Source organism: Nitrospira sp. Vd2, assembly GCF_979581665.1.
Genome location: NZ_CEFZSK010000005.1, coordinates 92,474 through 102,675, shown reverse-complemented (window position 1 = coordinate 102,675; position 10,202 = coordinate 92,474). Strand labels below are relative to the sequence as shown.

The window sequence follows — 10,202 nt, the reverse complement described above, 5'->3', positions numbered from 1 at the left end:
TCCTGGCCAGCGTGGCTCGATTTTGTCAGCGCACTTCAGAGACAGGACACTAGCGCTGCCTCGTTGGCCTGGGAGCCTCACAGGGCTAACCGACTCGCTCCTTGCGAGCCGACACGATCCGGATGGCCATCGGCATGCGGACATGCTGACCGCGCCGGTAGGCCTCCGCAGCCCGAAGAATAGCCTGTTGAGCTTCGCGACGTTGTGCCTCGGTCAATCGCGCGAACAGTGCTTGGAGCGGCGCCGCCTGGTCCATCACGCTTTCCAAGTATTGTTGCGGTGAGTCGAAGCGCGCCTCGCCGATGATCTCGTCGTCCCGCACGTCGGCCAGTCCGGCCCGAGACATGATGGAGGCGAGATCGCCCGCTGCGGCCAAACGAAAGATGCCGGGTTGCTCGGGATCCGGTGGAGGCAGCTCGATCATTGTTTTCAGCACATCCATGGGAATCTTGAGGAACGGATTGCGGTCGGGGGCCGACCACACCGCTGCGGCGACATACGCACCCGGGACCAGGACGCGCATGATTTCACCGACCGCTTTCGGGATATCGGGAAGGAACATGAGGCAGAAACGCGAGATGACGGCGTCAATGGAATCTGTGCCGATCGGAAGCGTCGTCGCGTCCGCGGCCTGGAAGGTGACGTTGCTCAGTCCCAGTCGCTGAGCCTTGCACCGTGCGCGGTCGAGCATTGCCTCGGCGAGATCGAAGCCCTGCACCCGGCCATGCGGCCCAACGGCCTGAGCAGCCAGCAGCGCCGGATACCCGGTGCCGGAGCCCACGTCCACAACGCGTTGGCCTGGTCTGATCCGGGCATCACCGAGCAGTCGGTAATTCACGAAGGCCAGGTTTTGATCGAGCAGGGCGTCCCATTTTTCCCATCCCGCCGCCACGCGGTTCCAGTCCTGCTGCTGCGTCTCGATCACGTGCCGATAGTCGATGGTTCCCATCCACAGCCTCGCTGATTCGATAGTGCCGTTCGGCCCTATTATTGCGGAAGCCGTACGAGCGTTGCTAGACGACACCGGCGTTCGAAAAGTTGACGCCTCTCACCTCATCAGGTATGACAGACATACGAGAGCTTGCCTCAAGCAGCCATGGCGCGCATTCTCATCATAGACGACGACAAGATGATTCTCGGGATGCTGCGTCAGGTGCTCGAACATGCGCAGCACACCGTCATCGAAGCGCCGAACGGTGACGTGGCACTCCGGTTGTGGCGACAGCAGCCAGCGGACCTCATCATCACGGATATTTTGATGCCGGAAAAGGACGGCTTGGAAGTGATCCGCGAGTTGCGGCGAGAGTACCCCGCCGCAAAAGTCATCGCCCTGTCCGGCGGGAGCCGCCGGATTCACTTCGATGCCTTGGACGTCGCGAAACGGTTCGGCGCCGTGCGGACGCTGGCGAAGCCGTTCGAGCTGAAGGACCTGCTCCAAACCGTGGACTCCGTGCTACAGGCCGAGACGTAAGCCCGCCTCGCCCGCTCTTTCCTTTCCCTCGCTTCAGTTGCTGTAGGTCTCGCAAGATCGGCATCTCGGCGATCTGTTCCGCCGAGAGACGCTCCCAATCAATACCACGCGGCGCAGGCGGTGGACGCCGAACCTGGATCGTCTCGGATGGCGTGACGATGACCGAGAGCGGAAGATCATTGCGATCATGGGGGATCGACGCAACGAGTTGAACCGGATGGATCGTCGTTGCGACCGGGACTCCCCGGTGTCCAAGCTCCCGAAGGATTGCGTACTCCAGATCGCTGTACCCCTCGCCTTTGCCGCACCGATGCCCGGTGCGCGTCACTGCCACAGAGCCGCAGACGATGGCGTCCATCGCGGGAAGTGCAGACAGTGGGATGCGCTCGGCCCATCGATTCCCGCGAGAGAGGGTTGCGGCTTCCGGGATCTTATCCGGCGGGATGCGGGCCGGATCGAGACAAAAGAACCCGCCGCGCAATCGCGGCGTAGGGCCTCCTCACGGACGTACCGCTGCGGGGCGTCGGGGTTAATCTTCAGCCGGCGGGCCGACGCCCACGGCTCGACGGTAAACAGACGCGCAGCCGCCTCGCGGGCCCCTTTGAAATTGGGGATACGGTCGTGCGGCGGAAAGGGGAAGCGCGCCAAGCCCTCGCGTTGGAGCCGGTCCCAGACCTCCTGTCGGATCGCGGCTTTTATCACTGCGGTTTGAGTCCTTGGCTGGCTCATCGACGCCGATTTTGAAACAACCACTATACTTTAATCACGGGGAGAACGCCTGTCAGACGTTCACGTGCGGATTCTGTTGAAACAGCTCATGGCCTTTCTGCTGCCCGGCGGGGCGATCCTCCTCGCCGTGGTCGCCGTCACCGCATGGCCGGGCGTGGTGCCGGGAGCGCTCCAGCCCTTAGTGGGATTCGCACCGTTCCTGACTCTCGTGACCGGCGTGTTGCTGGGATTGTTCTTTCACCGCAGTCGAATCGTGTTCGGCGTTCTCGTGGTTGCGATGGCGATGTATGCCTTGAAACACGGTTCCGCCGCGCCCGGCCGAGCCGTTCTCATCGCTCTCTCGTACGGCGTGCCGTTGAATTTCCTCGCGCTGGCCCTCTTGCCCGAACGCGGCGTCTTCACGAAGAAAGGTCTGCTCGTCCTCGGTGCGCTGATTGTGCAAGCCGTACTGCTCGTCTCGTTGACCCGGCCTCGCTTGCTTCCACCCCTTCACGTTGTCGGAATGGGCACCTGGCCGAGTTGGCCCATGTCCTCGCCGGCGCTCCTTGTCTCCGGTGGCGTCGCCCTGTTTTTCGCCGTCCGTGCGGCGCTAAGGCCGAACGCGATCGATCGGGCGTTTTGTTGGGCCACCGTGGGTTTCTGGCTTTCGCTTGAGCAAAGCGCGCGGCCCCACGCGCTTCTGCTCATGATGGTGCCCGCCGTGACGCTTGCGCTTTCCGTTCTTCAGGCGACCTACGCGATGGCGTATCACGACGAGCTCACCGGCTTGCCGGGGCGCCGCGCCTTTCATGAATTGCTGCTGCGGCTTGGGGAAGAGTACACGATTGCCATAGTGGATGTGGATCATTTCAAGTCGTTCAACGATCGCTATGGTCATGATGTCGGCGATCAAGTGCTTCGCATGGTGGCGGCGCGGCTGTCGCGCGTCTCCGGCGGCGGCCAAGCCTTTCGCTATGGTGGCGAGGAATTTGTGCTGATCTTCCCGGGGATGCCATTGGAGAAGGCCTTGCCGCATCTCGAGCAAGTTCGGTCTTCCGTCGCTGATACCCCGTTTTCGCTCCGGGGTCGTTGGCGGGCGACCAAGCGCTCACGAGGACGCCCGGCTGCAAGGATACCGCGCGGCGTGTCCGTGACGGTCAGCATTGGCGCGGCCGCGCGCACCGCCACGCGATCAAGCCCTGAACAGGTCATCAAAGCCGCCGACCAGGCCTTGTACCGTGCGAAAGCGGCAGGTCGCAATCAGGTTATCTCGTAGTCGCCCTTCCCCGTCTTGCCTTTGTCGACGCGCCTCGGCTATCGTACATTGACGCGCATGATCACGACAGAAACGCTGATTGCGTACATTCGCCGTGTCCTTCCGGACGCCGACGTATCGGTGACCGATCGCACCGGGACCATGGACCATTTGTCGGTCCGCGTGGTGTCCGACGGCTTTCGCGGGAAAAATCTCCTGGACCGGCATCGCCTGATTTACGGGGCGCTCGATGAGCCGATGAAGGACGGGCGGATTCACGCGCTGGAACTGAAAGCCGAAACCAAAGACGGTTCGTAGCGGGATGTTGAAAAAGGCCGCCAGCTTCCAAAGACACTGGGTGCTCACCATCTCGCGCCCGCGCGCAAACCTGAGGCGAGTTATTCCTCGCCTCGCGCGCCTCGCATCGCTCGGAGGCTCAACGTACCGACAAAGTACGTCTCGCCTCAAGACACGGCCGGCTCACCATCTCGCCGGCGCGCACAAACGTGCGCGTCGCTTATCCGCGACGCCGTGCGCCTCGGTGCGGCCTCGCTGGACGACCTTTTTGACCATCCCGCTGACCATCTAAGACACAGACGGAGGCCGCTATGGGAAATCCAATCGAAGAAGAGATCCAACGCGAAATCAATGCGCACAAGATTCTGATCTACGGGAAGGGCACGAAGACGATGCCGATGTGCGGGTTCACGCGCGAGACGATGCAGTTCTTCGACAAGTACGGCTATCCCTACGAACTTATCGACGTGCTCCCGAACCCGGGCAAACGCGAAGCCTTGACCAAGATGACGAACTGGCCCACCCTGCCCAAGGTTTTCATCGACGGCACGTTCTACGGCGACACCGACATCTTGGAGCCGATGGAGAAGAAAGGCGAACTCGAGCCGCTGCTGAAGAAAGCGTTCGGGAAGTAAAAGAAAAGCGATGGAGTAAGGGATCCGGCTTTCACTGTGCGCGTCATTTTCACCCGCCCTGCCCCGAAGCCTGCCAAGACAGGCTCCTTGCCCGTTGGACGCGCCTCTTCCCGTGCGAGCACATTCCGATTGCTGCTCGGTGCGCGAGCACAGAGCTAAGTCGGCTCGGCTCGCCACCCTAGAGGCTGCTCAAAACGCTTATCCAACAAGGCCGCAGTCGAAGTCAAAGCCGGGGGCGTACCCTCTGGGGTACGTTGAGGACTTTGACGAGACGAGAACGAAGCTAGGGAAGAGCGCATCTTGGTGCGCTTGGGCGGGCGGGTGAGACCGAAGTTTTCAGCAGCCTCACACCCCCCAGCCGCCGCTGACGTGGACATTCGTCCCGTTCACGTAGCGCGCCTCATCGGACAACAAAAATCGAACCGCCGCGACCGTATCCTTGATCTCACCGATGTACCCGGCCGGGATGCGTTTGGCCATCGGAGCGAGTTCTTCCGGGGGCGCGCTGCCGGAGTCGATGAAGCCGGGAGAGATCGCATTGACTGTGATGCCGTGCGGTGCGAGCAGCTTCGCCAACGTGCGCGTGAGAATCAGCCCGCCGGCCTTGGCGATGTAATGAGCGGTAATCTCCGGCTGCGCGATCATCTGATCGGCATTGGCCATGCTGAACGTGATGATCCGTCCGAACTTCCTGGCCTTCATGCCCGGGATGGCGGCTTGGGAGAGATAGAAGATCGGGTGCAGATTGTTGGCGAACATGTCGTGCCAGCCCTCGACCGTCTCTTCCAGCAAATTGATCCGATGGTAGGGCCCGGCGCAATGGATCAACGCGTCGATCCGGCCCCACGTCTGCTCGACGTGGCCGATCAGCTCACGGCCGGCTTTCGGATCGGAGACGTCACACTGGAGGGCCAGCCCGCGCCCCCCCTTCGCCGAGACTTCCGCCGCCGTCCGTTCCGCGTCCTCTTTGCTACGCCGATAGGTGACGGCGACCGCCCAGCCGTGTGGCGCCAGATCGAGCGCGATGCCACGGCCGATCCCTCGTCCTCCACCCGTGATGACCGCCACGCGCTCATTCATGGTGTCCTCTCGATACGAGAATCAGAAATCACGTGAAACAGTTCCGATTCCTCCCCTTGTTAAGGGGAGGTAAGTGGGGTGGCATTGCTTCTACCGTCCCTTCCCCTCCTTGCGAACGCGGGGATGTGAACTGACCTGTCGCGCTCCCCTTCACCGCCGATCCAGCCGCGATGCGATCAGTCTGATCGCTCCCGCCGTGCGCGTCGAGAGATCCTTGGTGCCCTGGGCGATCAACGCCTTGAGGTCCTCGATCGTATCGATGTCGCGATGGCGAGGCAAGAGGCTCACGCGGAGGCCGAGTCCTTCTGCCTTTCGTTGCGTCTCGGAGCAGACCGTCGCCGTCGACCAGTTGATGCCTTCGAATAGCTGGGGGAGCGGCCGCGTCATCCCGATCAGGTAGTAGCCGCCGTCTTCGGCCGGCGCGAGCACAAGGTCGTGCGTGGCGAGCTGTGCGAACGCTTGCGTGTAGACCGAATCGGGTAAGGTCGGGACATCGGTGCCGACAAGAACCACCGTTTGATAGCCTCGGCTGAATACTACCTCAAAGGCCTGTGCCATCCGCGCCCCGATATCCTTGCCGACTTGATCGATCAGCACGACCCCATGGCGGTCCTCCAGGACTTTGAAGAAGACGTGATCGGCGGACGGCGAACAGGCCACGATGCGGTCAAAGGCCTGGTGTCCTTTCGGCACGCCGCGTCGGGCAGCCGCCGCACTGCGTTCCAGGACATCGAGCACGAAGGTGCCATGGAGCGAGGCGGACTCATCTGCTGTCAACGGCGGGCAGAGCCGTGTCTTCACTTGGCCGGGAATCGGGGCCTTGGCAAAAATGATCAGCGTGGCGTGCGAGCGACCCGGTCGTGGAGCTGGCCCTGTCGTCTTCTTGGCGTGGCTCACCGGACCTCCGCATAGAGCCGCGCCAGTCGCTCGGGACTCATCCCGAGCCAATACAGGGCGCGCAACAGCCACATCAATAGAATCGTGCCCACGGCGCCGTTTCGCTCCCACCGGCGGTACGAGGTAGTGACCCGGAGGCGAAGTGCCGCGAGCCGTCCTTGACGTTTCAACCGGCGCGTGAACTCGATGTCCTCCATCAAGGGGATATCGGGAAAGCCGCCCAGTCGCGTGAACACATCGCGCCGAACGAACAGCGCCTGATCGCCGGTTGCGATCCCGGTCCATCGCGACCGCCAGTTCATCAGCGTGGCGATGACCGGCGCCCATCCGTGCGAAGCATCGAAGCGGACATCGAATCGACCTCCGACGCAGCCGCCGTCCACGCAGGCACGCGTGACGGCCGCGACCGCGCCGTCCGGCAGCTCGGTGTCCGCATGAAGAAAGAGCAAAATCTCTCCGTGGCTCGCCGCCGCACCGGCATTCATCTGGCGTGCACGACCGGGCGGGGCGGTGAGGAGGTGAATGGCGGGGAGGCCGTCCAGCGCCTTGCTCGTGGATTTCGCACGCGCCACCGTCGCGTCCGACGATCCGCCGTCGACGACGACGATCTCGTCAGCACCTGAGCGCGCGGCGCGAGCGAGCGTCTCACCGATCGTGCGCTCCTCGTTGAGGGTCGGAATGATGACGCTGACGCGCATGGGGCGGAGAAGTACCGAGTGCTGAGTTCCGAGTGCTGAGTAGAAGAAGGTCCTCGATCAGGTCTGAGTCTAAAGACTCAGCACTCTGCTATCGCGCCGGCGGGCCGGGCGGTGCCGACTTGAACATGAAGAAGACGACCATCGCAATGGTGCCCCAAAAGACGGCTTGCTTGTGCCAGAAGAGAACTTCGCCATAGTGGAAGATTGCCAGCCCCAGCACGATCGCCGTTCCCATGACGATGTAACGGATGGTGAGGTTCGCGATCGTTGCTTGCGCCCACAGCGCGAGGCCGCCGAAGTAGAGGAGCAGCGGCGTCACACCGGCGAACTCGAATCCCCCGCTGATCGACAGAAAGACGTCGAGAAAGCCGACGAACATCATCGCGACGCCGACGAACATCATCGCGACCGTAAACTGCCGATCCTCGTGGGAGGAGCCCGGCTCCAGATCGTCTTTGATCACCATGGTTGATTACGATTGTCGTCGTTTGAACTGTTTGCTCAGCGCCAACCCTTGCCCTTGGTAGGACGATCCGATCCCCATCCCGTAGATCTTGTCCGAGGGCGCCAGCAGCCGCTCGTAAATCAAGCGCCCGACGATCTGGCCGTCCTCGACCAGGAACGGCACCTCATGCGACCGCACTTCGAGCACCGCGTGCGTCCCTTTGATGTCGCTCGCCCCATAGCCGAATCCGGGATCGAAAAACCCCGCGTAGTGAATCCGGAACTCGCCCATCGATGGATCGTAGGCGACCATCTCGGCGGCATAGCCCGGCGGAATCCGCACCCGTTCCTTCGACAGCAGGATGTAGAAGTCGTCGGGGTTCAGGATGATCCGCCGGCTGCGTGGCGCTTCGATCGCGTCCCAAAAATCCTCGGGGTCATAGTAGTCGCGCTTCAAGAGATCAATGGCCGGGGCATTTTGCCTCGCGCGGTAGCCGATGATGCCGGTGTGATCGGGCTCAAGGTTCAACGAGACCATGAGCCCGCCGTCGATCTGCGCTTCCTGAGGAAGTTCTTCCTGCCGGTAGACCAACCGTTCCTCGGCGTCGAGCCGTTTATGCGCGGACTCCGAGGGCGGCGGACAGCCGCGAACGAAGCGAAGCTGATTGAGCTTCACGCCCTGCTGCACGATGACCGTGAACGTGCGCGGGACCACTTCGGCGTAGAGCGTGCCCTTGTATCCTTCCGGCACGCGCTCGAACTCGGTCCCGCCGTCGCAGATCAGGCGCGTGAAAATATCCAAGCGGCCGGTGGTGCTCTTCGGATTGGCCTTGGCTGAGAGGCCAGCGGGTAAGGCTAACCGCTCCATCAACGGCACCAGATAGACGCAGCCCTTCTCGAACACCGTCGGCCGCGTCAAGTCCATCTGCGTCATCACGAGGTCTTTGATCTTGGTCTCGACGACCCCGTTCGGACCCGGGAGAAAGCTCGCCTGCATGCGATAGGCGATCGGTCCCAGGCGAAGATCGATGCTCGATGGCTGGATCTGCTCGTCCTCGATGGGAACCGCCGCCGACACGCGCCCGTTGTCGATCAGTTCATGGATTTTTTGCGAGGGCAAGATGCCGGTGGTAAAGGCGAGGCTCTGCAGGTCTCGCTCGAGTTCGGGAAAGAGCGTGAGAAATCGGTCCGTCATAATCCTCTGACGATGCCGTCCCGGTCAGTGGTCATCCAGACCGCCGCAGCCGTTGAACGAGGGCGACGCGCCCACCATGGGCAGCTCCCGGCGGTCCGTCTTCGGTTGCGGGTAGTGGAACGTCTTCTGCTCGTAGTTCTTCAGCGTCACGCCGTCCTCGTCCATCTGCACGACGTAGTCGTTGGGCAGGACGGGGATTTTGCCGCCGCCCCCCGGGGCGTCGATGACGAAGTGCGGGACGGCCATCCCGCTGGTATGGCCTTGCAACTCGCGAACGATCGCCAGGCCCGTTTCCACGGTCGTCCGGAAGTGATTGGTGCCCTTCGTGAGGTCGGCTTGGTACAGATAATACGGCTTGACGCGCGCCAATAATAGCTGGTGCACGAGGCGCTTCATCACCCCGGGATCGTCGTTCACGCCTTTGAGCAACACCGTCTGCGCGCCGAGCGGGATGCCGGCGTCCGCCAACAGGCCGCACGCCGTTTTCACGGCCGGCGTCAATTCGTCGGGATGGTTGAAATGCAGGTTCATGTACAAGGGGTGATACTGCTTGAGCATCTCACAGAGCTTCGATGTGATCCGCTCCGGCAGGGAGCCGGGAACGCGGGAGCCGATGCGGATCAGCTCCAAGTGGGGGATCGTCCGCAACGCCTTCAACACCCGTTCGAGTAAATGATCGGGCAGGAGCAGCGGGTCGCCGCCGGAAAGGATCACGTCACGCACTTCGGTGTGCTCGCGAAGATAGGCGATGGCGCGATCCAGCTCACCTTTCTTCAAGAAACCTGGCTTCCCGACCAGCCGTTTGCGCGTACAAAACCGGCAATAGATGGGACACTGATTGGTGACCATCAACAGTACCCGGTCGGGATAGCGATGGACCAGGTGCGGGACCGGGCTCATCAGGTCCTCTTCGAGCGGATCATCCTCGGCGTCGAGATCGTCCAGTTCGGCGACCTCGGGCACCACCTGCTTCCAGATCGCGTCGCCCTTGTCTTTGATCGTCGCCAGCACCGTCGGCGTAATCCGCATCGGGTAGTTGCCGACGATCGCTTCGACCTCTTTCTCATTGAGCCCGAATCGATCGGCGAGGTCCTTCGGCTTCACGATGCTCTCAGCGAGAATGCGTTGCCATTCTTCCATCGTGCTTCGGTCCCTCCTGGCAGGTAAAGGTCAGACTGGGCCTCATAATCCGCAAGACGGGTAGTTGTCGCTCTCATCCAGTCCGCTTGGGGCGTGACGCGCGGACTTCGTCTTCCATTTTGCCGATGCGGCTTCCCCGCCCTGAGCGCCGTACCGCTCGTCCAAGTATTGGAGAATGTCCCGCGTCTCGGTCAGCACGAGCTCATCGTCGGCCAGCACCGGGACATAGTATTGCCCGGAGACCTCGAACACTTGCCGACGAGCCGAGCGAAAATCGGGTACCACCACGTCGGTGTAGTCGAGGTGCAATGCCTCGAGCTTTTCCCGGACGACGGCACATTCAGGGCACCAACTCACATGGTAGAGCGTCAGAGACATGCGA

General features: G+C 62.2%; 12 protein-coding genes and 1 pseudogene. 4 read left to right on the top strand and 9 right to left on the bottom strand.

Going from position 1 to position 10,202, the window contains the following annotated elements; all coding sequences use genetic code 11:
• Positions 1-85: 85 nt before the first annotated feature.
• Complete coding sequence (locus tag AC1U7K_RS03100) at positions 86-949, bottom strand: class I SAM-dependent methyltransferase (RefSeq protein ID WP_480249329.1); 864 nt, start codon at positions 947-949, stop codon at positions 86-88.
• 147 nt (positions 950-1,096) lie between these two features.
• Here AC1U7K_RS03100 and AC1U7K_RS03095 point away from each other — a divergent pair, with 147 nt between their 5' ends.
• Positions 1,097-1,471: a response regulator gene (locus AC1U7K_RS03095; RefSeq protein ID WP_480249328.1), complete on the top strand. Its 375-nt coding sequence runs from the start codon at positions 1,097-1,099 to the stop codon at positions 1,469-1,471.
• Between the two features lie 208 nt (positions 1,472-1,679).
• On the opposite strand, the pseudogene AC1U7K_RS03090 reads toward AC1U7K_RS03095, so the two are convergent.
• Positions 1,680-1,829 (bottom strand): annotated as a pseudogene (locus AC1U7K_RS03090) (5-formyltetrahydrofolate cyclo-ligase); the annotation flags it as partial.
• 447 nt (positions 1,830-2,276) lie between these two features.
• Between AC1U7K_RS03090 and AC1U7K_RS03085 the strand changes: the two are divergent.
• The 3 genes from AC1U7K_RS03085 (at position 2,277) to AC1U7K_RS03075 (ending at position 4,366) form a co-directional block, all read left to right on the top strand.
• Positions 2,277-3,455, top strand: a complete 1,179-nt coding sequence (locus AC1U7K_RS03085; RefSeq protein WP_480249327.1) for a GGDEF domain-containing protein — start codon at positions 2,277-2,279, stop codon at positions 3,453-3,455.
• Positions 3,456-3,512: 57 nt separating this feature from the next.
• Positions 3,513-3,752 (top strand): BolA/IbaG family iron-sulfur metabolism protein, encoded by a 240-nt coding sequence (locus AC1U7K_RS03080; RefSeq protein WP_480249326.1) that lies wholly within the window; start codon positions 3,513-3,515, stop codon positions 3,750-3,752.
• Positions 3,753-4,042: 290 nt separating this feature from the next.
• Positions 4,043-4,366: a glutaredoxin family protein gene (locus AC1U7K_RS03075; protein ID WP_480249325.1), complete on the top strand. Its 324-nt coding sequence runs from the start codon at positions 4,043-4,045 to the stop codon at positions 4,364-4,366.
• Positions 4,367-4,711: 345 nt separating this feature from the next.
• Here the strand turns inward: AC1U7K_RS03075 and AC1U7K_RS03070 are convergent, their stop codons facing one another.
• From AC1U7K_RS03070 to AC1U7K_RS03040, 7 genes are all read right to left on the bottom strand, one after another.
• A complete protein-coding gene (locus AC1U7K_RS03070) occupies positions 4,712-5,446 on the bottom strand; it encodes an SDR family NAD(P)-dependent oxidoreductase (RefSeq protein ID WP_480249324.1) in 735 nt (244 codons plus the stop codon).
• A 150-nt stretch (positions 5,447-5,596) separates the two neighbouring features.
• Positions 5,597-6,343, bottom strand: coding sequence for a TIGR04282 family arsenosugar biosynthesis glycosyltransferase (locus AC1U7K_RS03065; RefSeq protein ID WP_480249323.1), 747 nt, complete (start codon positions 6,341-6,343; stop codon positions 5,597-5,599).
• Positions 6,340-7,041 (bottom strand): TIGR04283 family arsenosugar biosynthesis glycosyltransferase, encoded by a 702-nt coding sequence (locus AC1U7K_RS03060; protein ID WP_480249322.1) that lies wholly within the window; start codon positions 7,039-7,041, stop codon positions 6,340-6,342. Before AC1U7K_RS03060 ends, AC1U7K_RS03065 begins: the two co-directional genes overlap by 4 nt.
• An 88-nt stretch (positions 7,042-7,129) precedes the next feature.
• Positions 7,130-7,507, bottom strand: coding sequence for a hypothetical protein (locus tag AC1U7K_RS03055; protein ID WP_480249321.1), 378 nt, complete (start codon positions 7,505-7,507; stop codon positions 7,130-7,132).
• Positions 7,508-7,513: 6 nt separating this feature from the next.
• The gene (locus tag AC1U7K_RS03050) at positions 7,514-8,680 is read right to left on the bottom strand and encodes a 2'-deoxycytidine 5'-triphosphate deaminase (RefSeq protein ID WP_480249320.1); all 1,167 of its coding nucleotides are present in this window, start codon (positions 8,678-8,680) and stop codon (positions 7,514-7,516) included.
• A gap of 24 nt (positions 8,681-8,704) precedes the next feature.
• A complete protein-coding gene (locus AC1U7K_RS03045) occupies positions 8,705-9,820 on the bottom strand; it encodes a KamA family radical SAM protein (RefSeq protein ID WP_480249319.1) in 1,116 nt (371 codons plus the stop codon).
• 42 nt (positions 9,821-9,862) lie between these two features.
• A complete protein-coding gene (locus AC1U7K_RS03040) occupies positions 9,863-10,198 on the bottom strand; it encodes a glutathione S-transferase N-terminal domain-containing protein (RefSeq protein WP_480249318.1) in 336 nt (111 codons plus the stop codon).
• Between the last annotated feature and the right edge of the window lie 4 nt (positions 10,199-10,202).

Bases quoted from the DNA above. Each gene is read 5' to 3' on its own strand.
- AC1U7K_RS03100 (WP_480249329.1), bottom strand. From the start codon at position 949: ATGGGAACCATCGACTATCGGCACGTGATCGAGACGCAGCAGCAGGAC.
- AC1U7K_RS03095 (WP_480249328.1), top strand. From the start codon at position 1,097: ATGGCGCGCATTCTCATCATAGACGACGACAAGATGATTCTCGGGATG.
- AC1U7K_RS03080 (WP_480249326.1), top strand. From the start codon at position 3,513: ATGATCACGACAGAAACGCTGATTGCGTACATTCGCCGTGTCCTTCCG.
- AC1U7K_RS03075 (WP_480249325.1), top strand. From the start codon at position 4,043: ATGGGAAATCCAATCGAAGAAGAGATCCAACGCGAAATCAATGCGCAC.
- AC1U7K_RS03070 (WP_480249324.1), bottom strand. From the start codon at position 5,446: ATGAATGAGCGCGTGGCGGTCATCACGGGTGGAGGACGAGGGATCGGC.
- AC1U7K_RS03060 (WP_480249322.1), bottom strand. From the start codon at position 7,041: ATGCGCGTCAGCGTCATCATTCCGACCCTCAACGAGGAGCGCACGATC.
- AC1U7K_RS03055 (WP_480249321.1), bottom strand. From the start codon at position 7,507: ATGGTGATCAAAGACGATCTGGAGCCGGGCTCCTCCCACGAGGATCGG.
- AC1U7K_RS03050 (WP_480249320.1), bottom strand. From the start codon at position 8,680: ATGACGGACCGATTTCTCACGCTCTTTCCCGAACTCGAGCGAGACCTG.
- AC1U7K_RS03045 (WP_480249319.1), bottom strand. From the start codon at position 9,820: ATGGAAGAATGGCAACGCATTCTCGCTGAGAGCATCGTGAAGCCGAAG.
- AC1U7K_RS03040 (WP_480249318.1), bottom strand. From the start codon at position 10,198: ATGTCTCTGACGCTCTACCATGTGAGTTGGTGCCCTGAATGTGCCGTC.